The organism is Haloechinothrix salitolerans (genome assembly GCF_042662605.1).
In the GTDB taxonomy this organism is placed as follows: domain Bacteria; phylum Actinomycetota; class Actinomycetes; order Mycobacteriales; family Pseudonocardiaceae; genus Haloechinothrix_A; species Haloechinothrix_A salitolerans.
The window spans coordinates 2,653,383-2,676,222 of record NZ_JBHSXX010000001.1 but is presented as its reverse complement, the minus strand read 5'-3'; the positions used below and the strand labels follow the sequence as shown (position 1 = coordinate 2,676,222).

Below are 22,840 nucleotides of genomic sequence, written 5' to 3'. Positions count from 1 at the left end.
GGGTTTTTGTTCGGAAGAGAGGAAGCCAGTGTCAAAGAATCGTCGGTCGTTTACTCCTGAGTTCAAGGAGGAGGCGGCGAAAATGGTGGTCGAGACGGGCCGCCCGGTGGCGTCGGTCGCGCGGGAGAACGGGCTGAACGAGCAAACGCTTCGTAACTGGGTGAACGACTACCGGAAGGCTCATGCTGCGGACGAGCCACCATTGACCGTGTCGGAGCGCGCGCGGCTGCGTGAGCTGGAGAAGGAAGTCCGTGAGCTACGGATGGAGAAGGAGTTCCTGGGAAAAGCCGCAGCCTTCTTCGCGAGCGAGTATCGGTGAACGAGAGGTACGAGTTCATCGAGGTGGAGAAGGGCGCAGTGACCGATACTGGCGAGAAAAAGTACACAGTGACCAAAATGTGCGAATGGTTGGGTGTGTCGAAGTCGGGATTCTATGAATGGCGTTGTCGGCCCAAGTGCGCGACGGCGCAGCGTCGCGCCTACCTGGCTCCGTTGATCACGAAGGTTTTCGACGATTCGGATGAGACCTACGGTCACCGGCGCGTCCACGCCCAGCTGCAGCGCCAGGGTGAGCGGTGCACCCCTGAGCTGATCCGCAGCATCATGCGTGAGCTGGGGCTCGAGCCTTGCCAGCCCCGTCCGTGGCGACTCGGCCTGACTGAGCCGTCTGCCAGCTTGCTGCCCGACCTCGTTGGCCGCGACTTCGCCGCATCCGCGCCCGGCGAGAAGATGGTTGGCGATATTACCTATATCCCTACGTGGGAGGGCTGGGTTTATCTCGCGACGGTCATCGACTGTCATACGAAGGGCGTTATCGGGTGGGCGATGGACGATAATTACCAGACGCCTCTCATCGAGAAGGCGATTCGCATGGCCGTACGCAACTATCCTATCGCACGCGGGGCGATATTCCACTCCGACCGTGGCAGCAATTACACTTCCGCCCAGTTTGCCAGCACGCTCCGATCATTGGGCATCAGGCAATCGGTCGGACGCACGGGAATATGCTATGACAATTCGATGGCCGAATCGTTTTTTGGTGCCCTGAAGAACGAGCGGGTTCACCGAGTGATCTACTCCACCCGAGAGAGGGCCAGGACAGATATTGCTGCCTATATCGAACTTAGATATAATAGTCGACGTCTCCATTCGGGACTCGACTATAAGGCCCCAAATGAGGTCTACAACGAGTACCTGAACCGGCAGCAAGCGGCATGAATTGACCCACTAAACAGCTGTCCGGAAAGATCGAGGCCGCTCATCGCGACTGTCGGGGACGCAGCGCCGTGGACACCCGGCCGAACAAACGCTACCCGAGCCACCACACCACCGCAGCGACATCACCCAACACGCGGAATGAGGGGCTGTTGATCTTCCGGACAGCGAACCCACTAGGGTTTTTGTTCGGAAGAGAGGAAGCCAGTGTCAAAGAATCGTCGGTCGTTTACTCCTGAGTTCAAGGAGGAGGCGGCGAAAATGGTGGTCGAGACGGGCCGCCCGGTGGCGTCGGTCGCGCGGGAGAACGGGCTGAACGAGCAAACGCTTCGTAACTGGGTGAACGACTACCGGAAGGCTCATGCTGCGGACGAGCCACCATTGACCGTGTCGGAGCGCGCGCGGCTGCGTGAGCTGGAGAAGGAAGTCCGTGAGCTACGGATGGAGAAGGAGTTCCTGGGAAAAGCCGCAGCCTTCTTCGCGAGCGAGTATCGGTGAACGAGAGGTACGAGTTCATCGAGGTGGAGAAGGGCGCAGTGACCGATACTGGCGAGAAAAAGTACACAGTGACCAAAATGTGCGAATGGTTGGGTGTGTCGAAGTCGGGATTCTATGAATGGCGTTGTCGGCCCAAGTGCGCGACGGCGCAGCGTCGCGCCTACCTGGCTCCGTTGATCACGAAGGTTTTCGACGATTCGGATGAGACCTACGGTCACCGGCGCGTCCACGCCCAGCTGCAGCGCCAGGGTGAGCGGTGCACCCCTGAGCTGATCCGCAGCATCATGCGTGAGCTGGGGCTCGAGCCTTGCCAGCCCCGTCCGTGGCGACTCGGCCTGACTGAGCCGTCTGCCAGCTTGCTGCCCGACCTCGTTGGCCGCGACTTCGCCGCATCCGCGCCCGGCGAGAAGATGGTTGGCGATATTACCTATATCCCTACGTGGGAGGGCTGGGTTTATCTCGCGACGGTCATCGACTGTCATACGAAGGGCGTTATCGGGTGGGCGATGGACGATAATTACCAGACGCCTCTCATCGAGAAGGCGATTCGCATGGCCGTACGCAACTATCCTATCGCACGCGGGGCGATATTCCACTCCGACCGTGGCAGCAATTACACTTCCGCCCAGTTTGCCAGCACGCTCCGATCATTGGGCATCAGGCAATCGGTCGGACGCACGGGAATATGCTATGACAATTCGATGGCCGAATCGTTTTTTGGTGCCCTGAAGAACGAGCGGGTTCACCGAGTGATCTACTCCACCCGAAAGAGGGCCAGGACAGATATTGCTGCCTATATCGAACTTAGATATAATAGTCGACGTCTCCATTCGGGACTCGACTATAAGGCCCCAAATGAGGTCTACAACGAGTACCTGAACCGGCAGCAAGCGGCATGAATTGACCCACTAAACAGCTGTCCGGAAAGATCGAGGCCGCTCAGAAGGATCACCCATACAGGGCGGAGCCAAAATAGACCGGACAACTGCCCCAGACCACACCCAAACCGGGGCCAAAACCCACCGGCCAAACCGCACCAACCGGGGCCAGAACTAACCTGCGGAAACACGTGACGGTTCAAGATGCTCCACGACGTAGCCGCGCAGATCGTCGCGCACCGCGTCCTCTTCCCACACCGCCTTGCGCAGAAGGTGCTGCAACCGGTCCGGCGACTTGTGCCCGGCATGCTCGGCGATCGTCCAGCAGTTCTTAACCTGCAGGTCCGACACCAGACCGAGCAGCAGGTCACGAGCCCGATGGCGCAGTTTCCACCCCGCACGAACCGGCCCCGGTCCGCATCATTAGGTCATCGAAATGCGCCCACCACCGGGCAGGCGATACGCTGTGGCCCGCGAGCACCGCAAGATCAGCTGAGTTCCACACAAACCCGGCATGATCACGCGGTGGCCGTTCTACGTCACGCCGCCACGCCCAAGATCACGAAGTCCGGCTGCCGTACTAGGATGCGCCAACTGGGGATTCAATATCGAAAGCAGGCTCGAAGCCGTTTAAGTTTTCCAATGCTCGACGACAGATTCCAACGCGTCCACTGAATAGGCGACGCCTCCTTCATTTCGGACACGTTCGGCCAGTTCAAATGCGCGCCTCTCAAGAGCCAGGTTATCTACTACTGATCTGATAGCGTCCGATAGTCCTGACGCATTTAGCGACCGTTGATGCAATGGCTTGACGGCCACTCCGCACTGATGCATTCGAGATGCATAATACGGTTGGTCTGCATAGAATGGGCATACGACCTGGGGGCGTCCGGAAGCCAACGCAGCAGCGGTTGTCCCCGATCCGCCGTGATGAACTATTGCGCTCATGCGAGGGAAGAGCGCGGAGTGTGGAGCGCCGGTGATACAATAGATCTGTTCATCGCGGTCACTGATTCGGATCCCGCCCCAACCTGCGGCTACGACCGCTCGAACTCGTGCTCGTTTAACGGCCTCCCGGACTTCTGAACCTGCACGGTACGGGTCAGTGCCAGACAAACTTCCGAAGCCGATATAAACTGGGGGCGGACCTGAGTCTATAAAGCGAACGAGATCTTCAGGCAGTGACCGCGATTCTTGCTGTGGTGCATACCAGAACCCTGTGGTGTGAACCCAGCCGGGGTAGTCAAGTGGATGCTGGAGGATGTGCTTGCTGATGGCCTGAAACGTGACTGTCGGTGAGCCGTCAGGATTGCGCAGAACGTTCAGGTGTCCTCGTCGAGGGCGCAAGCCTAGATCGCGTTCCCGCCACTGCGGCACCCCGGATATATAGCCTCGAATCAGATATTGCGCTGATACGTACGTAAGTCTATTGAGAAATCTTGGAGCCGGAAGGCCGAAGCGCGGACTCGGAAACGAATTTGTCGGAATGTAGGACGGATCGAAACATACGGGTATCGAAGGGACGTCTAAAAACTCTCCAATTTGATTTCCCGGAAGCTTGATGTGATGAACGATGATGTTGGGGCGGTAAATGCATGCTGCTTCTAGGATGTCTCGGAGCATGGGTGTCATTGCAACTCTGGCAACTCTCATTGTACGGTATCGCAGCCTAAATCCACGAGGGCCGTGGCAGCCTTGTTGAATCGACTGTCGTATTTCCGGATCGGCAACTAGACGAGGCACTGGATCAATGGTAGGAAAGCATGTTGCTCCGAAATGACGTGCCAGATCTAGCTGAGACGCGGGGCCAACAAGGGCTATTTCGTGGCCTCGTTTGATGAGTTCGTGCGCTAGTGCTGAAAATGGTTCTATGTCGCCCCGGCTCCCTTGCGTGATGGCTAGCACTCTCATGGCCTTCTCCGTGGGCTCGGCGATACCGGCAGTGCGGTCGGTCACGGAAGTCGAGGCTGCCGCATGTCGTCTTCTTAGCAGATGGGGCTAGTTGTACTTGCGAATCCTTCGGCGAGATATCGGCTTTTTGTATTGCACCACGGGGAAGAGTTGTTCTGGTTGAGGTCGAATGATGAAACCTGACTTGGGCCACGAATCGGGGCTGGTCGGGGGCATGGTTCGCTGACCTGGGGTTTCTTCGCTCGGGTGGGCGGAACTTGTGCACTAAATCTGGGTCCTAAGGTTGGCTGGTGGCCTACGTCCGGACCGTGAAGACCGCCTCCGGGGCGCGTGCGGTGCAGATCGTGCACTCCTCACGCAAGGGCTCGCGCGACATCGAGCACATCGGCTCCGCTCATGACGACGCCGAGCTCGAGCTGCTCAAGACCGTCGCCCGACAGCGTCTCGCCTCCGGGCAGGGCGAGCTTGACCTCGGGCTGGACGCGCCACCGGAGGCGGGCGGACCGTTGCCGATCACGGCCTCGCGGATGGGGCACCTGTGGGACGCGCTGTCGCTGGCCTACGAGGCTCTCGGGTTCGACACCGGAGCCGAGGGGGACGCGGTGTTCCGGCAGCTGGTGCTGGCACGCATCATCGAGCCGACCAGCAAACTGGACTCGCTGCGGGTACTACAGGAGGCTGGCATAGCGCCGGTGTCCTACCGGACGCTGAAGCGGCGGCTACCGGCGTATGCCCAGGACTCGTGGCGGGAACGGCTGGCGGCGCTGTGCGCCCACCATGTTGGCCTGGGACCGGCGACATATGTGCTGTACGACGTGACGACGTTGTACTTCGAGACCGACACCGGCGACGGGTTTCGTGAGTCCGGGTTCTCCAAGGAACGTCGCCTGGAACCGCAAATCACGGTGGGCTTGCTGACCGATGCGGCTGGGTTTCCGTTGATGGTCAACGCATTCGAAGGGAACAAGGCGGAGACCACCACCATGCTGCCGATGATCACAGCGTTCATGGCCGCCCACCGGCTGCGCGATGTGGTCATCGTCGCCGACGCCGGGATGATCTCCGAGAGCAACATGACCGACATCGAGGCCGCCGGCCTGTCGTTCATCCTCGGCATGAAAATTCCCGAGGTTCCCTACGTCGTCGACGAGTGGCGCCGCAAGCATCCGGGCGAGCCGATCCCGGACGGGCACATCTTCGTCCAACCCTGGCCCGCAGGGTCGAAAGACAAACGCAAAAACCAGGTGCGGTACTACCAGTACCAACACGACCGGGCCCGGCGCACACTCAAGGGCATCGACGAGCAGGTCCGCAAGGCCGAACAGGCCGTCGCGGGCAAAGCCGCGGTCAAGCGCAACCGGTTCGTCAAGCTCACCGACGCCACCAAGACCGTCAACCGCGAACTCGAGGCCAAAACCCGCGCCCTGGCGGGTATCAAAGGCTACGTCACCAACATCGCCGACCCCACATCTATGCAGGTCATCGACGCCTACCACCGGCTATTCCAGATCGAGAAAAGCTTCCGGATGGCCAAATCGGACCTGGCGGCCCGTCCCATCTTTCATCGCACGAGAGACTCGATCGAGGCGCACCTGACCATCGTGTTCGCCGCCCTGGCCGTCTCCCGCTGGATCGAGGACACCACCGGCTGGTCGATCAAGAAGTTCGTCAAGACCGTCCGACGCTACCGCACCGTCCACATCCAGGCCGGCGACCACCTGATCACCGCAGCCGACCCACTACCCGACGACATCCAGCAGATCCTCGAAGCGATCAAGACTCGAGCAGCTGCACACTAATTTGGCCCAACTCGGGTCTTAGCAGATGGGGCTAGTTGTACTTGCGAATCCTTCGGCGAGATATCGGCTTTTTGTATTGCACCACGGGGAAGAGTTGTTCTGGTTGAGGTCGAATGATGAAACGCCGACGTTTGACTATTGACAACCTATGAAACATACTGATCCATGGGCATGAACCCGCTTCGTCTCCACGGCGCAGCCTGGGCACCCGTCGCTGGCCCCAGCGGCGTCGACGCCCGGACTACGATCGTCCCTTCATCCTCCTCAACCCCTTGGATGACCTACGACGACAATCCCGAGAACACCAACGCCAGAACTTGATCAACATCGCACCAGCGTCACTATGACACAACGCCCCGTGCCCACCCCATCAACCCCTCAGTGTTGTGCGTGACGAACGAATGCCGAAGACTTTGGGGTGTACTGGGAGAAGATCGCTAAGGCCCTGAGCCCAGTCTACACCGGTCTGAGCTTCCCCCGGGGATCGTGGAGGGCTTCCCTAGGCGGCTCGTTGGGCCGCAGTGGTTTCGTAGTCGATCGGGGACATCATGCCACAGGAACTGTGGCGTCGGCGTCGATTGTAGAAATCGACCACCCGTTCCACAATGACTTGACGGGCCTCCTTTCGGGTAGTGAAATGGTGGCGCGATAACATCTCGTGTTCAAGGGTTGAGAAGAACGAAAGCGCGAGGCTAGGGACCAACCCGCGTTTTGTACAATTTTCTCGCTGACGTCGTACTTTTACTGGAGAGCTTTCCACGAGGGGAACCGGTCGCCAGTCCGGAGTTTCTCGTTGCCCAACTCGTCTTCGGTGCCGTGGATCCTACGGCGAAGTATCTCGGCAAGCTGGCGGGCTATTCGTTACCTCGTGCTTGACGGGGCCTATCTGCATCGCGGTGATCTTCGGACATGGGGCTGGACGCAACGGACGAAGGTGAGGAGGATAACTTGTGGCCGTATGGCCCTGTATTTGTTAACTTACCCGGATAAGTGCTCTTAACCTCGAAGTTGCTAGAGTTCTCTGCCCAGGAGTCAGCGCGGGGGTATACCTTGTCCATGCTGCAGCGTCCTCGTGCACCATAGCGCACGCAGGGCGACGTCGCTCGGCTTGTTGAGGTTCTTATCGTGTTGCCACCGCTTCTAACTTGCCTCTTTTGTGGCGCCGCATGGTGAGGCTGCAGCACGAACGACGAGGTAATAGTTGATCTCCTATTATGAATTGAGATAGCGTTGTAGGATTTTGGGCGGATTTCATCGCATCGAAATAAGATTTTTGTATAATGCAGGAGATTATATAGGATCGATTGTTGACCCCGGTTGATGGTACTTAGATAATTCTCCCAGTCGGACCTAAACTCATATCGTATTTCAGCGTGTCAGCATCGTTGCTTTCGGTCATTTTTCATCTGGTCTGGCGCCGCCAGCAAGGGAGCTGGCCAATGTGTATATGATTTTCGGATATTCAAGAGAGTTTGCATTGGAAAGCTGTTGTAGAGGACTCCTGCGGTGACAGCTCGTTCCATGTGCGATTCAACTACGAGTGGAGAGCGTTGCCATGAGGTTCCTCGCGAACACTGACGGACGGACATCGAAGTGGCCAAGGCGTTAGGGAACGGACAGCCGATCGACGGGGCAGCAACGGCCGTGCTGTCCGACCTCGAGCGTAGGCGGGACGGTCTGCACGCCCGAGCGCGTCAACAGCTGGGCTTCACAGGCACGGAGGGCACTCCGCCGTTGCGTAAGACGCTGCGCGAGCACAACACCAGCTGGTACCCAGTCCTAGCGCTTGGTGGACTGGCCATCGTTGATCAGTTCCAGACGTATGTCTTCACGGTCCTCACACCGGATATTGCTCGTTCGCTCGGGTTGAGCATCGCGGCGATAGCAGGGATGCGCACCCTACAGGCGCTCGCGCATGCGGTGTCGCCACTGCCGATGGCCGCGCTAACGCAGAATCGCGCGTGGCGAGCCGCATTGTGCATCATCACGGCCTTTGGGTGGAGCCTTATCACCGCTGGCACCGGCTTGGTGGTCAACCTGTGGGGCTTGGGAATCGTACTGGTCACGGATGGGTTGCTAGTGGGCAGCGCAGTCGCCCTTCACCGGCCGCTGATCATGGATATATATCCGCCGCCGGCCCGGGTACGGCTGCTGGCGATACGTGAGGCGTTCGAGCGCAGTACGAGTATCGTCGCGCCGCTGTTAGTGACACTCGGTGCGTCGGTGCTCGGGCTGACGTGGCGGGGTGTATTCCTCATACTAGGCATCGTCTCGATTATCGGCGCGCTTTTTGCACTCGGGTTGCGAGATCCGGGATACGGCAAGTGGGACACCGAACAAATCCGCAGGACGGTACGCGAAAGCCACCACGCGCACGCAGACCAACTGTCGTCGCAGGCGGTGCAACTCGGTTTCTTCGAGATCACCAGACGTCTGCTCCTTGTCCCCACGGTGCGACGGCTTGCTGTCGGCTACCTGGTGTTCGGCATTCTGGTTATTCCTTACACCACATTCCTCTCGTTCTTTCTGGATGAGAGGTGGGGTATGGATGCCGGTGAGCGCGGAGTGTTCTTCGGATTTACCGCCGCGGTCGGTGTGGTCGCCCTGCTGCTCTACGGGCCGCGGGGCGAGGCGATCTTCAGGCAGAACCCCGGCGGGGTGCTGGATGTCGTCGGCATCGCGCTGATAGCCGCCGTGGTGTGCATCGTCGTCGCCGCAGTGATGCCGTGGTTTGTGGCCATGGTGGTTTTCTTCTCCGCAGCTCAGGCATTGATCGGGGTGCTGGCCCCGCTACTGGGTATCGCGCAGCTGTCAGTGGTGGAGGCAGCGTGGCGTCCGCACGCGGCCGCGTTGATCGGGATCTACATGGCCTCGGGAAGTTTGCTGGGAGTGTTCCTCCTGTCGGGTGTCGAGGAGCGCTATGGCATTGCGGGCGCCATGATCTCGCTGTTGATTCCCGGAGTTATAGGTGCGCTGATCATTCGCAGCGCTAAAGATCTTGTTGCCGCCGACCTGGACCGTTTGATCGACGAGATCGTCGAGGACGAGGAGGTGTGTCATCTCACCTCGTCCGGGGCTGGTGTGCCGATGTTGGCGTGCCGAGGAGTGAACTTCTCCTATGGGCAGCTTCAGGTGCTCTTCGATGTCGACTTCACGGTCGACGATGGGGAGATGATTGCGCTGCTGGGCACTAACGGGGCAGGCAAGTCGACCTTGCTGAAGGTGGTCTCCGGGATCGGACTGCCGACAACGGGCACGGTTCGCTATAGGGGGCAGAACGTGACTTATCTTGACGCCGAACGCCGTGTTCGGCTCGGCATCAGTCAGATCCCGGGCGGACGCGCAGTCTTCGGACCGATGAACGTCGTCGAGAACTTGCGCGCCTTCGGCTACACGTTGGGACGCAGTCCGAAGGTGGTCGACCAGGCAATTGAGCGGTCGTTTGAAACCTTCCCACGCCTGCACGAACGGCGCCATTCGTTGGCGGCCACGCTGTCGGGCGGAGAGCAGCAGATGCTCGGGTTGTCCAAGGCCCTGATCCTCAAACCCCGACTCCTGCTGATCGACGAACTCTCCCTCGGCCTGGCGCCGGTGATCGTGGGCCAATTGCTGGAGCTGGTACGCGAGATCAACCGGCGCGGCACCGCCGTCGTGCTGGTGGAACAGTCCGTCAACGTGGCACTGAGCGTTGCTCACCACGCGTACTTCATGGAGAAGGGCCAGATCCGGTTCGACGGCCCGAGCGCGGACCTGCTGGCACGAGGTGACCTCCTGCGTGCGGTGTTCCTCGAAGGAGCGACCAAGGGGGCTGCACTGTGAACGCCTTCACGGCTCAACTCCACCGCGTTGTACGGCCAGAAACCCTCGTGGTCACCGGTGCCCTCGCAGTCGTGGCATTACTGGTATGGCCGACGTTGTCGTCGATGCGGACCAATAGCCCCACCGGGGTACTGGAGGCGCCGCCGCCGGTGCTGATGCTCGGCGCGATCGTCGGCACCACCTACGGCCTGCTCGCCGCCGGCCTGGTGATCGTCTACCGCACCAGCAAGGTGATCAACTTCGCGCACGGCAACATCGGCGCGTTCGCCGCCGCGGTCTTCGGGCTCGCTGTCGTCGAGTGGACGTTGCCGTACTGGGTCGCATTCCCTCTCGCTCTGGCAGTGGGCGGTGCCGTGGCGGCCGCAACCGAGGTCGTCGTGGTTCGCAGACTCCGCAACGCGCCGCGACTGATGAGCATTGTAGCCACCCTGGGCGTCGGCCAGTTCATGCTGCTGCTTGGGTTCGCCGTCAACGACCAGGCCGGCGCAGCCCATCTGTATCCGCAGCCGACCGGGATGCCGGATTTTATGATGGGCGGGCTGCGCGTTTCTCCGGCTTACTCAGGCATGCTCATCCTCTCCCCGATTCTGGTCATCGCACTAGGCCTGTTCCTGAAACGGACCAGATTCGGGATCGGCATCCGCAGCGCGTCGGCGAACGCCGAAGCCGCCCGGATGTCAGGGATCTTCGCGTCGCGGATGTCGTCGCTGGCGTGGGGCCTGTCGGGGGTCTTCGCGGCCTTCACCGCCATCCTGACCCAGCCGGCGAAGGGGTTCACTACTGCCGAGTCGTTCGGCCCGAGCCTCTTGCTGTTCGCACTGGCCGGCGCGGTTCTGGCCCGTATGTCCAGCATCCCTGTGGCGGTGGTCGCCGGGCTCGGGCTCGGCGTCATCGAGCAGGTCCTGAAATGGAACTTTCCGTTCGGCGGCGCGGTCGAGATTGCTTTGTTCGTGCTGATCGCCGGTGTGTTGCTGGTGCAGAAGACCGCGGGCGGCCGCGACGAGGAGAAGGGCAGCTGGGCCGCGGTGCAGGCGATCCGACCGCTGCCGGACGAACTGCGGTCGCTGTGGATGGTGCGCAATCTCGGTTGGATCGCTGGGATCGGCGCGCTAGGGGTGGCGCTGCTGCTCCCGCTGATGATCACGCACAGCGCGTCGGTATCGATGACCGTCATCTTCGCCTACGCGGTCGTCGCTCTGTCGTTGACGGTGATTACCGGACTCGGTGGTCAGCTGACCTTGGGGCAGTTCGCGTTTGCCGCGGTTGGTGCGACGGTGTCGTATCACGTGTCGATGCGCACTGGCTGGTTCCCGCTATCTTTCGCCTACGCTGGTATCGTCGCCGGTCTGGTCGCCGTTGCAGTCGGGTTACCGGCGTTGCGGATCCGCGGGATGCTGATAACTGTCACGACTCTGGCGTTCGCCCTCGCCGTCCCCGCGGCGATCGTCAGCCAGGCGTGGGGTCTCGGTGACGGCGTCGACCCCGGCAGACCGATCGTGTTCGGGCTTCCGCTGGACACCGGCAAGTCGTACTACTTCGTCGGGCTCGTCACCGTGGTGGGCGCGCTGCTGCTGACTCGCAATGTCCGGACATCCGGATTTGGCAGGCTGCTCGTCGCCGTGCGAGACAACGAGGACAACGCCAAGGCCTTCACCGTCCGGGCCACTGCGGTCAAGCTCCAGGGCATGCTCATCGCGGGCTTCATCGCTGGCGTCGGCGGCGCGATGTACGGGCACGCGCTGTCCTTAATCGGGGAAACCACCTTTCCCGTGACGGCGAGTATCGACATCGCCAAGATCGCAGTCATCGGCGGGATCTCGATGCTGGCGGGGCCCCTGGTAGGCGCCCTGTTCGTGATGGGTCTCCCCACATTCGTCTCCTTGGGCGCCGCGGGCCTGGCCGCGACCTCGTTCGGGCAGCTGTTGATCATCATGTACCTGCCGAAAGGCCTGGCGCAGATCTTCGTGCCCATGCGCGACCACCTCGTCCGCTGGCTTGGTACACGGGCGGGCATCGACGTCGACGCTGCTTTCGCGCGACGCGACGGACACGCCGATCACGGTGAGATGCCCATGGGTAGGCCGAGCAGGTCACACTCGGATGTGCTGACCGCGTCGGTATCGCAACAGGTACGGCCCCGCAATGGGCACCCCAGAGGGGAGAGGCTTCTGGAGGTCAGCGGGCTGCGCAAGTCCTTTGGCGGTGTGCACGCCGTGAACGGGGTGTCGTTCGACGTCCGCCGTGGCGAGACTATGGGACTGATCGGGCCCAACGGCGCGGGCAAAACCACCACTTTCGAGCTCATCAGCGGGTTCACCCGTGCGGACGCCGGCACCGTGCACTTCCAGGGTCGTGCTGTGACCGCGCTGTCCCCGGAGGCGCGAGGGCGGCTCGGACTGATTCGGTCCTTCCAAGACGCGGGACTGTTCCCGACCATGACTGTGCACGAAACTGTGATGCTGGCGTGCGAAAAGGTCATGCCGACCCGCGTCGTCTCCTCGATAGCCGGCATTGGCCTCGGCGAAGGCGCCAAGCGCCGACGCGCGGACGAAATCATCGACTTCATGGGCCTGGGCCTGTACCGCTCGAAGCAGATTCTCGAACTGTCCACCGGGACACGCCGCATCACCGAATTGGCGTGCCTGGTGGCACTGCAGCCGACATTGCTGTTGCTGGATGAACCCACGTCCGGAATCGCCCAGCGGGAGACCGAGGCCCTCGGGACGCTGCTGCGCGACCTCAAATGCGACCTGCATATGACTCTTGTTATCATCGAACACGACATTCCCATGGTCATGGGGCTCTCCGACCGCATCGTGGCCATGGCAGAAGGCGAGATTCTCACCGTGGGCACTCCTGACCACGTCCGGAATGACCCCCAGGTAATTGCGGCCTACCTGGGCGGCGATCCCACCGCCATCCAACGCTCCGACATCGTCGCCGGGGTTTCGCCATGAAATCCTGAATCGCCTGCATCTATCGAGACTCGGCGGAACCGGTCGTCTGCATTATCGGCGCCCGCACGAGAACGTTGTGCCAAGCCCTCATTTCCATGCGAGGTCAGGAGCCGGTGTATGGGCGCGTCGCAGATTGGGCTACTTACATCCCCACGTACTGCCGCCGGTATACGGATCATCCCTTGTACTACGGGTATTCTGTGCCCATCAGGGGCCTCCTTCTCGTTCGTGACGGAACTCTGAAACTGCGGGAGATGGTTGACACTCGGGCTCGTTGATCATAGGGAGTTCCGGGTGAGTGAACCTGTGTTGGACCGCGAGGTGCGTCGACGTCTCGCGGTCCTTCGTCATGTTGAGGAAGTCAGTGGCAACGTTGCGCAGACCTGCCGGTACTACGGCATCAGTCGACAGACGTACTACAAGTGGCTGCGCCGGTACGAGACCGACGGCGTCGACGGGCTGCGCGACCAGTCGAAGCGGCCGCGGACCAGCCCTAACGCTACTCGGGCGGAGGTGGTCGACAAGATCGTGCACCTGCGGCGCAACTACCACTTCGGACCAGGCAAGATCGCGATGTACCTGCGGCGCTACCACGACGTGGAGATCAGCGGCTCGACGATCTGGCGGATCCTGCACCGCCTGGACATGGGACGCCTTCCGACCTCGCAGCGGTACCAACGGCACGACCGGCGTTGGAAACGCTACGAGAAGCAGCGCCCCGGTCATCAGGTGCAGATCGACGTCAAGTTCGTCGAGCCGCTGCCCCAGGCCGGCAAAGCCGGGGTGTCGCTCAAGCCGATCGGACGGCGGGGCAAATTTTACCAGTTCACCGCGATCGACGACTACACCCGCCTGCGGATCATCAAGATTTACCCCAAGCTCAACCAGAAGACCGCGATCCAGTTCCTCGACTACGTGCTGTCCCAGCTGCCGTTCGCTGTCGAGAAGATCCAGACGGACAACGGTAGCGAGTTCGGCACTCAGTTCCACTGGCACGTCCTCGACAAAGGCATCGGCCACGTCTACATCAAGCCCCGCACCGCACCCCACGGTTGAACGGCAAGGTCGAGCGCAGCCACCGCATCGACGCCGAGGAGTTCTACAAGCTCCTTGACGGCGCCGTGATCGACGACGTGAACGTCTTCAACGCCCGCCTCAAGGAGTGGCAGGACTACTACAACTTCGACCGCCCACACGGCGGACTAAACGGCCAGACACCCTATGAGAGACTCCGACAGAAGACCCAAACCCAAGCGCCCGGATGACACCGATCTCCTGCAGTCGCACAACGTTCGTGACGGACATGGAGGTTGATTTCAATAGTGCGGTATTCGTGGGAGTGCAGTTCGTCGTGGGCGTCGCAACTCTGGCATGCCACGAGGGTGCCCGCCACGATCAGCTGCTCACCATCGGGCAATTCCTCGGTGGTCGGCGTGAATTCCTGCAACGCGCTGGCCAGCAGCGGCATGATGACACTGCTCGCCTGGCTGCTGGTGGGCTAGGATACGTCGTGACACTCGCCGAGCTCCTGCTGCACGTGATCGCCATCGCCGCAGACGGCGATGGCGATCACCGTGGATTTGAACAAACCCAGAATCGACGGCCGCCGGTCGCGCTTCCTAGCCATTTGGTTCAGCCTCGCGAATAAGTGTACGAAGCTCGATGATGTCGTCCTTACGCAAGTCTGCAATATGCCGCACGCGAAGGGTAAATCTTTGAAAACTGAAGACGGCAACGCATTCCTTCTGAAATTTAAACTGCCTCTATAACAGGCGCCGACACGCCATTTCTCAAGACAGGACCGGGTACGCTTCATCGGCCCTCTCTTCGTGCTTGTGGCGCGCGCAAGATAAATAATAGCTACGTACAGAGACCAGAATAACCGAACGCTATCCTATTCCATAGCCGCCATCAACACGTAGCGTCTGGCCAGTTATATAGCTTGAGAAGTCACCCGCGAGAAATAGCACACTCTTCGCGAACTCGGACGCATCGCCAGCTCGCCTCAGTGGAATTCTTGCGAGTAATGAGTCGCGAACTCTGCTGGAATGGACATTGGGATCACCGTTTTCTATATAGCCGGGTGCTACAGCATTGACACATATATCGTCAGTCGCCCAATCCGAACATAGCGCCCTAGTCAAACCCTCAATGCCAGCTTTCGATGCCACATATGAGGATGACCCTCGCATTGGCAATCGCGCAGCACCTGAAGAAACGAAGACCATGCGCCCTCGCCTGGAAGCACGTAGATACCGATGCGCGTAGCGTGCAACGTGAAAAGCGCCGGATAGATTGGTTCCGATAACCTCGTTCCAGACCTCAATTGGCAGATTCTGCGCCTTAGCGGTTGTAGAGAGAACACCGGCGTTCGACACGACTGAGTCCGCGCCGCCAAGCTCCGATGCTACTTCTTCAAATGCGCGCGCAACAGAATTGGCATCTGCCACGTCACATTGGATAGGAGCAACTTTGCAAGGGAGTATCGCCGCCAGCCGCCTCAGGCGTTCAAGGTCGCGTGACAGCAACCCCAGAGAAGCTCCCTCCTTCGCGAATAGCTCTGCGCACCGACGGCCCAGACCACGACTCGCTCCCGTTATTACGACAATTCTTCCCGACACGCCAAGGCTCATAGGTCTTCCTACCTTGAATCCAGTAACTGTTAGCGTCGGCATGTGATGTACGTCCACGTAAAGGGAATCGCTTCGCTGCCCGGAAACAGCGTCTCAAGGGCGTAGCGAATGAAGAACAACCTATCCTGAACGGCGGACTCCGTGGGCGATATGGACTCGACCTTTTCTGATCCACCTATCCAGCTAAGTACACCCTCGTGGTAGGTGCTCACACCTTTAGCGAAGTCATTCAAGGGAACTGACGTGGTCTGCTCAAATGTGTGTAGGACCTCGAACCCAGATTTGGCGAGATTCTCCAAATAGCTTTCCAGCATTCGCGGTGGCGGAAAGATGGAGTCGCGGAACTGTCGATGCTTGGACATTTTTGGGGCGTTCTCCAAAACTCTGCGGTATCGCGTAAATGCAGGTTCCCTCTTGACAAGGTTCGCAACTATATCGCCTATCTTGATTACCATGTCGCCAAGGATCCAGCTATCGGGTGGACTCTGTGTATTCCTAATGTTTCCTGACGCAATGAGGACGATGCTGCCCGGACGCAGTGCGTCAAACCAAGACTTGAATGTTGCGTAGGGATTCTGATACAGGTGTACCGAATTGGTCGAGGCTAGCACCTTGACGCGTTCGAGTACGCAACCGTCCACAACCTCTGTCAAAAGCTCCAACCGTTCATCTTGGGAAAGCCATTCCAGTAACCTGAAGGCGGCACGATCATCACCGCGGAATTTCTCGACGGCTACGCGGAGAAGTTTTGCAGATGGATCGACGTTGAGGACACCAATCGGCCGGTCCTCTGAACTTAGCAAACATTCAGTCACTGGTCCGGTTCCGCATGAGAAGTCCAGTAGCACGTCGTTGGTTTCCAACACAGCTAGAGCCTGCGAAACGATCGGATCGAAGCTCCTTCGCCAACCATCGCGCCCGGCGCGGTCGTAGTTCTCGCCGGCGTCATCGATGGGCGCGCGGGTCCATTCTGAATTCGGAATACGACTGAATCCCTCGGGCCACGAGAATAAGTGCGCACCTGGAAGGGAACTGTCGCCATCGAGCGTCGTCATCCACTCCTCCATTTCTGTGATGATTTCTCGTGTGGATCGTCCTCGTCGAACAGCGGCCAGATGCCTCGGGCGGCCATGATCTCGTCGTTGCCGGTCCCGGCGGCGACCATCGGCCACACCTGAGCGTCCTTGCCGACGATGAAGTCGATGACGACCGGCCGGTCGTTGATGTCCATCGCCTTCTTGATCACATCGTCGACCTCGTCCTTGGACTCACACCGCAACCCGACACAGCCCATCGACTCCGCCAGCAGCACGAAGTCCGGGATGCGGTGGGCGTGCGTACCGAGGTCGGTGCTGGATTAGCGCTCGGCGTAACTCCGTTGGTATGTCGCCGGCAAAGATCATCACGTGTTGCGTCGCTGATGACTGCCTCGGCATGCTCGTCCATCGTCAGCCCTTTTCGCGTTCGCGCAATGTGTCACTCTGCCTTAGTTGCGGCTGATGCGTTGTGTCATGCTGCCTATGCGAGAGCCGACGCACACAGAGGGCTCCTTCAGGCACGGATGGCGTCGTCATCCGTACGGGCGGACACCACAGGTGAACTCGCCTCCTGGTTCGTGGCGTCGTGCAACGGGAGCCTTGTGACAAGCAGTCGACCTACCATCGGAGCAATCATGGGTGTTGGTATTGTCGGTACGGGCTCTTACCTGCCGCAGACCGTTCTCGACAATGCCGAACTCGCAGCGCGTATAGATGTCGACATCGACCAGATCGTCGAAAAAACCGGAATTCACGAGCGGCGAATAGCCGCACCGGCGGATGCGACGTCTGACCTGGCCGCCTGGGCTGGCAAACGAGCACTTCACTCAGCGGGTATCGCGGCAAACGATCTCGACGTGGTGATACTTGCAACGGGCACGGCTGACCAACCCTCCCCCGCCACAGCGTGTTACGTGCAGGCAAAGCTCTGCGCGGCCAAAGCAGTGGCATTCGACGTCATGGCGACCTGCTCGGGATTTATCTACGGGCTCACCATCGCTCGCGACATGCTGATCGCGGACCGTTCGCGCAAGTACGTACTTGTCGTCGGCGCCGAGGCCTACTCACGCTTCGTCGATTACACCCGAAAAGGTGCGAGTGCCCTCTTGGGGGACGGTGCCGGCGCTGTCGTGGTCGGCAGAACCGACAGCGGCGGGATCCTCGCTAGCCGATTAATGACCGACGGCACCTTGGCCTACCTCGGCGGGATTCTTGGCGGAGGCTCCCGCAACCCGGCTTCGCCATCGACCCTCTCCTCCGGCTTGCACCACGTGAGCATGAACGGCCGTCTTATCCGGGACCTGGTCGCGAACCTCCTGCCCGGACTGGTAACGGAATTGACCGATCAGCTTGCCATCACGCTTTCCGATGTTGATCTGATTGTTCCCCATCAAGCCAACGGCACGATGTTGAAGGAATGGGTACAGATACTCGACATCGATCCTGCTATTACACACGAAACGGTGTCGAAGTATGGAAACACCGGGGCCGCGTCGATCCCAGTAACACTCGACGACGCAGTTCAGCGCGGGCGCCTGTCCTCCGGGGACCGCCTCCTGTCGATATCGTTCGGAGCCGGCGTCGCGTGGGGCGGAGTCATCGTCGAATGGACTCAGTAACCCACCATGAACCGGAAGGAGTAGCTCGTCAATGCAAACTGCGATTGTCGGAACGGGGTTCTCATCTGCCGGAAAAGGTGCTCGCCACCGCCGGGTTCGGCGTGCGACTCGGCAAGGCAAAACAATGGATCCTCGACAAGACGGAGATCGAGGAGCGTCGAATCGCCGCGAAAGACGAGGCGACGTCAGACCTCGCTATATTCGCCCTGTTGAAAGTGATCGAAGATACCAGAATTTCGCTGGCGGATATCGACGTGATTGTGCTCGCGACTGCGACGAAGGACCAGCCGATTCCATCAACCGCTTGCAGGGTGCAGGGAAATTTGGGGGCTATGTGCGCGGCGGCTTTCGACATTGAGTCGGGTAGCCGGGAGGAACTTCCCCTCCCGGCTCCCTCAGATCCGGACGTGAAGCTCTCGCTTCATCCGGCTCCTGTGGTGCCGGTCAGTGTCCGATCCCAGTGACCCATCGCCAGTGAGCGAGGTAGTTAGGCTGTTCAGCCACGACCTGTTTCCATCGGCGGATGAGTCGGTCCCATCGGCGGAACCGGCGGTATTTTCGGCGGACCCATTTAGCCAGCATGGCGTTGAGCTGCATCAGCAGCGGGTAGAGCTCGGAGCGCCGGAAAGCCCCATAGTAATTCATCCAACCGCGCACGACTGGGTTGATCCACTTGGCGAGGTCAGCGAAATTCAGGTCGGTGCGGCGGGCGATGCGCCAAGACCGCATGATCTGTGACATGCGTTTCCGGGCAGCCTTGCTCACCGCCGGGGCGAACGTCGTCATCCGCGTCCCGTCCTTGCGTTTCGCTCTGCGCTGACGGAAGTCGAACCCCAGGAAGATGAATTTCCTGGCCCCGTTCCATGCCGGGGCGGGGTCGGTACCGCAGTAGTCGGGTAGCGGGGACGCATTGCTGCGCCCCCGCCCCCTCGGAACCGGCCATGCGGGCTTTCCCCGCAGCTCGGCTCGGGCAGGGCCTAAGGCTTACGGGCGATCAGAAGTGCTGGTTCCGTGCCGCTTTCGACGGTGAGCCGACGGCGGCAGCGGGTGTGTATCAGACGGAACGTGACGGCTTCGTCCGGCATGCCGGGACCCGCATCGACGGTGATCGCGTGTTTGCCGATCGCTCTGCGGGTGACCTGGAGCCACTGTTCGGGGCTTTGTGGCTCGCGGTCGGCGTGCAGCAGGAGATCCCCGCACTCAGGGCAGCGTCCGTGCTGCGTCCTGAGCAGACGCAGACTGGTGCGGTCCAGTGGCGGCTTGTTTCTGCGACGCCTTGCGGCCCAGTACTCGGCCAGGGCCGGGTCGTCCGGAGACGCCGTGCCTGGCACCAACTGCTGCCGGACGATCTTCGTCCAGCCGAACTTGGACAGGTAGGCGCCGGTTTCGCGGTCGCCGAACACTCATCGGTCCTGCCGAGACTTGAACCGTCACGGGTTTGATGCCGCTTCCTTGTAAGTCAAGGAGGATGAGCACATGCCCAAGAAGGTGGACCCGGCCCTGAAGGATCGGGCGCTTCGGATGGTCGCTGAGCACCGGTCGGACTATCCATCGGTGACCGCGGTCTCGAAGGTCGTGGCCGAGCAGCTCGGGATCGGGAAGGAGACCGTGCGCCGGTGGGTCGTCCAGGCCGACATCGATGCCGGCGACCGGCCTGGTGTCACGAGCGAGGAGTCGGCTGAGATCAAGCGGTTGAGGGCCGAGAATCGTCGGCTGCGTGAGGACAACGAGATCCTCCGCAAGGCATCGATTTTCTTCGCCGGGGAGCTCGACCCCCGCAACCGCTGATCATGGCCTTTATCGAGGACATGCGCAGCGAGGGCCACGCCGTCGAGTCGACCTGCCGGGTGCTCACCGAGCACGGCTGCAGCGTCGCGGCGCGGACTTACCGCAGTTGGCGACAGACCAATCTGCCAGTCGCGGACCGGATAGTGTCTGACGCTGTGGTCATCGACGCACTGCTCGCCACCCGCGGCACTCCCGAAGGGCTCTACGGGCGCCGGAAGATGACCGCCCACCTGCGCCGCCAAGGCCTGCACGTAGCGCACTGCACGGTCGACCGGCTGATGCGCGATCTGGGCATGAACGGTGTACGACGTGGCAAGAGGCTGCGCACCACCATCCCCAGCCGTGAGGGCGACCGGGCCGGGGACTTGCTGGACCGTGACTTCACTGCATCGGCGCCCAACACCCGGTGGGTCGCTGACTTCACCTATGTGCGGACCTGGACCGGGTTCGTCTATGTCGCCTTCGTCGTGGACTGCTTCGCCCAACGGATTGTGGGCTGGCACGCCGCGACCTCGAAGGTGACCGACCTGGTGCTGACGCCGCTGCGGATCGCGATGTGGGACCGCGACCGCCACGGCCACCCGGTCGAGCCCGGCACTCTGGTCTGTCACAGCGATGCCGGGTCGCAATACACCTCGCTGCGGTACACCGAGCACCGTGCCCTCGAGGGCATCGCGCCCTCGATCGGGACTGTCGGCGACGCCTACGACAACGTCCTCATGGAGTCGATCATCGGCCTGTACAAAACCGAGGCCATCGCCACCGACGTCTTCCACGGCGGCCCGTTGAAGACCCTGGTCGACGTCGAGTACACGACAGCCGGCTGGGTCGACTGGTGGAACCACCGACGCCTGCACAGCACGATCGGACAGATCCCGCCCGCTGAACATGAGCAGGCCTACTATGCTGCCCTCAATCGAGAGCCGCACCCCGTATAGAAGCGGCAGAGAACCCGTGACGGTTCACAGACCCGTAAACCAATTCGAGTCACTCGACGACAACCTCCGCCTGCAACCCGAGTTTTGCCAAGTTAGTGCGTAGGCTGGCTGACCGTGTTGATGGCGTCGAGCGCGTGTTGGAGGTCGTCGGGTAGTGGGTCGGCGGCTGTGATGGTCTGTTCGCCTGCCTGGATCTCGACGGTTCGGTAGCGGCGGGCGGTGCGGACGAACTTTTTGATCGACCAGCCGGTGGCGTCTTCGATCCAGCGAGACACGGCGAGGGCGGCGAAGACGATGGTCAGGTGGGCCTCGATGGAGTCGCGTTTGCGGGCATAGATCGGCCGGGCCTGGAGGTCGTGTTTGGACATTCGAAACGACTTTTCAATCTGGAACAGCTGGTGGTAGGCGCCGATGACGAACTCCGCGGTCGCGCCCTCGAGGTTGGTGACATAGCCCTTCAGGCCAGCCAGGGCGCGGGCTTTGGCCTCGAGGTCGCGGTTGACGGTCTTGGTGGCGCCGGTGAGCTGGAGGAACCGGTTGCGCTTGACCGCTACCTTTCCGGCGACGGCTTTCTCGGCTTTGGCGATCTGCTCGTCGATGCCGCGCAGCGTCCGGCGGCCCGATCGTGCTTGTATTGGTAGTGGATCACCTGGTCGCGGCGGTTGTCGGTGTGCCCGGCGGGCCAGGGCTGGGTGAAGATCTGCCCGTCGGCGATCGCCGTGTTGGGATGCTTCTGGCGCCACTCGGCCACCACATAGGGAACGTCGGGGATGCGCATGCCGAGGATGAACGACAACCCAGCCTTTTCGATGTCACGCTTGTTCGCGTCGGAGATCATTCCCGCGTCGGCCACGATCGTGACGTCGGTCAGCCGGTGCGCGGCCATGAACGCCTGGATCGACGGCAGCATGGTGGCGGTCTCGGCCTTGTTGCCCTCGAACGCGTTGACCATCAACGGAAACCCGGTCGCGTCGGTGAGCAGCCCGATCGTGATCTGCGGTTCCAACCGCCGCTCCTTCGAAAACCCCGGCTCGCGGAATCCGTCACCGGCATCCGCCTCGAAGTACAACGTGGAAACGTCGTAGAGCACCAGGCTCGCCGGCCCGAGCCCGGCATGGGCGGCACACACCGCCGCCAGCCGCTCCCGCCACGCATCGGCGGCGAACACCGGCAGGCGACGGTTCACCGTCCGATACGACGGCGCCTGCACCCCAACCTCGTCGAGAACCCGCAGCGAGTCCAACTTGCTGGTCGGCTCGATGATCCGCGCCAACACCAGACCCCGGAACACCTCGTCACCCTCGGCCGCGGCATCGAAGCCCAGCGCGTCATACGCCCGCGAGAGCGCATCCCACAGGTGCCCCATCCGCGACGATCGGATCGGCAACGGCCCACCAGCCCTCCCACCTGCCTGGCCAGCGGACTCGAGACCGAGTTCGAGCTCGCCCTGACCAGCAGCCAGCCGCTGCCGCGCCGCAGCCTTCAACAGCTCCACCTCGGCGTCGTCGTGCGCCGAACCAACGTGCTCGATATCGCGCGACCCCCGCCGCGACGAGTGCACGATCTGCACCGCCGTCGCCCCCGAAGCCGTCTTCACCGTGCGCACATACGCCACCCGGCCACTCTACGACCCCATTTAGTGCGCAAATCAGCCCAGCAACCAAGGCAAAACCGCAGGTCAACGGCTCGCGCTCGTCACGGTCTGCCGAACGTGGCAAAAGTCAGGGAGAGCCGCACCCCGTATAGAA

15 protein-coding genes and 4 pseudogenes are annotated in these 22,840 nt (G+C 61.1%); 10 read left to right on the top strand and 9 right to left on the bottom strand.

All coding sequences use genetic code 11. The features are described 5' to 3' along the window. The first annotated feature begins 28 nt into the window (after window positions 1-28). Together ACFQGD_RS12630 and ACFQGD_RS12625 are read left to right on the top strand one after the other, a co-directional pair. Window positions 29-1,218 (top strand): IS3 family transposase gene (locus ACFQGD_RS12630; RefSeq protein WP_390221050.1). Its coding sequence is split into 2 segments (ribosomal slippage): window positions 29-281 and window positions 281-1,218, totalling 1,191 coding nucleotides; the frame shifts between segments, so codons are not numbered across the junction. 204 nt (window positions 1,219-1,422) lie between these two features. Further along, window positions 1,423-2,612, top strand: a protein-coding gene (locus tag ACFQGD_RS12625) for an IS3 family transposase (RefSeq protein ID WP_390221019.1) whose coding sequence is annotated in 2 segments (ribosomal slippage) — window positions 1,423-1,675 and window positions 1,675-2,612 — 1,191 coding nt in all. Because the reading frame shifts where the segments join, the coding sequence is not laid out codon by codon here. 180 nt (window positions 2,613-2,792) lie between these two features. Here ACFQGD_RS12625 and ACFQGD_RS12620 read toward each other — a convergent pair. After that, window positions 2,793-2,978: pseudogene (locus ACFQGD_RS12620) on the bottom strand (IS701 family transposase); the annotation flags it as partial. A 243-nt stretch (window positions 2,979-3,221) separates the two neighbouring features. Then, window positions 3,222-4,502, bottom strand: a complete 1,281-nt coding sequence (locus ACFQGD_RS12615) for a glycosyltransferase (protein WP_390183554.1) — start codon at window positions 4,500-4,502, stop codon at window positions 3,222-3,224. A 290-nt stretch (window positions 4,503-4,792) separates the two neighbouring features. On the opposite strand from ACFQGD_RS12615, the gene ACFQGD_RS12610 reads away from it, so the two are divergent. Further along, a complete protein-coding gene (locus tag ACFQGD_RS12610; protein WP_425557298.1) occupies window positions 4,793-6,301 on the top strand; it encodes an IS1634 family transposase in 1,509 nt (502 codons plus the stop codon). A gap of 499 nt (window positions 6,302-6,800) precedes the next feature. Here the strand turns inward: ACFQGD_RS12610 and ACFQGD_RS12605 are convergent, their stop codons facing one another. Beyond that, complete coding sequence (locus ACFQGD_RS12605) at window positions 6,801-7,061, bottom strand: IS3 family transposase (protein ID WP_390183551.1); 261 nt, start codon at window positions 7,059-7,061, stop codon at window positions 6,801-6,803. An 833-nt stretch (window positions 7,062-7,894) separates the two neighbouring features. Between ACFQGD_RS12605 and ACFQGD_RS12600 the strand changes: the two genes are divergently transcribed. The 4 genes and pseudogenes from ACFQGD_RS12600 (at window position 7,895) to ACFQGD_RS12585 (ending at window position 14,725) form a co-directional block, all read left to right on the top strand. Then, the gene (locus ACFQGD_RS12600) at window positions 7,895-10,120 is read left to right on the top strand and encodes an MFS transporter (protein WP_345393091.1); all 2,226 of its coding nucleotides are present in this window, start codon (window positions 7,895-7,897) and stop codon (window positions 10,118-10,120) included. A 104-nt stretch (window positions 10,121-10,224) separates the two neighbouring features. Continuing rightward, window positions 10,225-13,077, top strand: a complete 2,853-nt coding sequence (locus tag ACFQGD_RS12595) for a branched-chain amino acid ABC transporter permease/ATP-binding protein (RefSeq protein WP_345393094.1) — start codon at window positions 10,225-10,227, stop codon at window positions 13,075-13,077. Window positions 13,078-13,383: 306 nt separating this feature from the next. After that, window positions 13,384-14,342: pseudogene (locus tag ACFQGD_RS12590) on the top strand (IS481 family transposase). Window positions 14,343-14,371: 29 nt separating this feature from the next. Further along, window positions 14,372-14,725 carry a hypothetical protein gene (locus ACFQGD_RS12585; RefSeq protein WP_345393097.1) on the top strand — a complete coding sequence of 118 codons (354 nt, stop codon included), beginning with the start codon at window positions 14,372-14,374 and terminating at the stop codon, window positions 14,723-14,725. Window positions 14,726-14,966: 241 nt separating this feature from the next. Here ACFQGD_RS12585 and ACFQGD_RS12580 read toward each other — a convergent pair whose 3' ends face one another. The 3 genes and pseudogenes from ACFQGD_RS12580 to ACFQGD_RS12570 all read right to left on the bottom strand — a co-directional run. Further along, entirely contained in the window at window positions 14,967-15,710 is a 744-nt protein-coding gene (locus ACFQGD_RS12580; RefSeq protein WP_390221049.1) for an SDR family NAD(P)-dependent oxidoreductase, read from the bottom strand. 29 nt (window positions 15,711-15,739) lie between these two features. Continuing rightward, window positions 15,740-16,765, bottom strand: a complete 1,026-nt coding sequence (locus tag ACFQGD_RS12575) for a class I SAM-dependent methyltransferase (protein ID WP_345393100.1) — start codon at window positions 16,763-16,765, stop codon at window positions 15,740-15,742. Beyond that, window positions 16,762-17,067: pseudogene (locus ACFQGD_RS12570) on the bottom strand (thiamine pyrophosphate-dependent enzyme); the annotation flags it as partial. The gene ACFQGD_RS12575 and the pseudogene ACFQGD_RS12570, both read right to left, overlap by 4 nt. A gap of 315 nt (window positions 17,068-17,382) precedes the next feature. On the opposite strand from ACFQGD_RS12570, the gene ACFQGD_RS12565 reads away from it, so the two are divergent. Next, complete coding sequence (locus ACFQGD_RS12565; RefSeq protein ID WP_345393103.1) at window positions 17,383-18,366, top strand: 3-oxoacyl-ACP synthase III family protein; 984 nt, start codon at window positions 17,383-17,385, stop codon at window positions 18,364-18,366. Further along, on the top strand, window positions 18,354-18,830 hold the full coding sequence (locus ACFQGD_RS12560) for a 3-oxoacyl-ACP synthase III family protein (protein WP_345393106.1): 477 nt from the start codon (window positions 18,354-18,356) through the stop codon (window positions 18,828-18,830). Before ACFQGD_RS12565 ends, ACFQGD_RS12560 begins: the two co-directional genes overlap by 13 nt. Here ACFQGD_RS12560 and ACFQGD_RS12555 read toward each other — a convergent pair. Further along, complete coding sequence (locus tag ACFQGD_RS12555; RefSeq protein WP_345393109.1) at window positions 18,811-19,152, bottom strand: group II intron maturase-specific domain-containing protein; 342 nt, start codon at window positions 19,150-19,152, stop codon at window positions 18,811-18,813. The two genes, ACFQGD_RS12560 and ACFQGD_RS12555, sit on opposite strands and share 20 nt — an antisense overlap. Before the next feature lie 191 nt (window positions 19,153-19,343). Beyond that, the gene (locus ACFQGD_RS12550; protein ID WP_345393112.1) at window positions 19,344-19,769 is read right to left on the bottom strand and encodes a hypothetical protein; all 426 of its coding nucleotides are present in this window, start codon (window positions 19,767-19,769) and stop codon (window positions 19,344-19,346) included. 73 nt (window positions 19,770-19,842) lie between these two features. Here ACFQGD_RS12550 and ACFQGD_RS12545 point away from each other — a divergent pair. After that, window positions 19,843-21,092, top strand: a protein-coding gene (locus ACFQGD_RS12545; RefSeq protein ID WP_390221048.1) for an IS3 family transposase whose coding sequence is annotated in 2 segments (ribosomal slippage) — window positions 19,843-20,116 and window positions 20,116-21,092 — 1,251 coding nt in all. Because the reading frame shifts where the segments join, the coding sequence is not laid out codon by codon here. A 92-nt stretch (window positions 21,093-21,184) separates the two neighbouring features. Here the strand turns inward: ACFQGD_RS12545 and ACFQGD_RS12540 are convergent. Then, window positions 21,185-22,707, bottom strand: a pseudogene (locus tag ACFQGD_RS12540) (IS1634 family transposase). Window positions 22,708-22,840 lie beyond the last annotated feature (133 nt).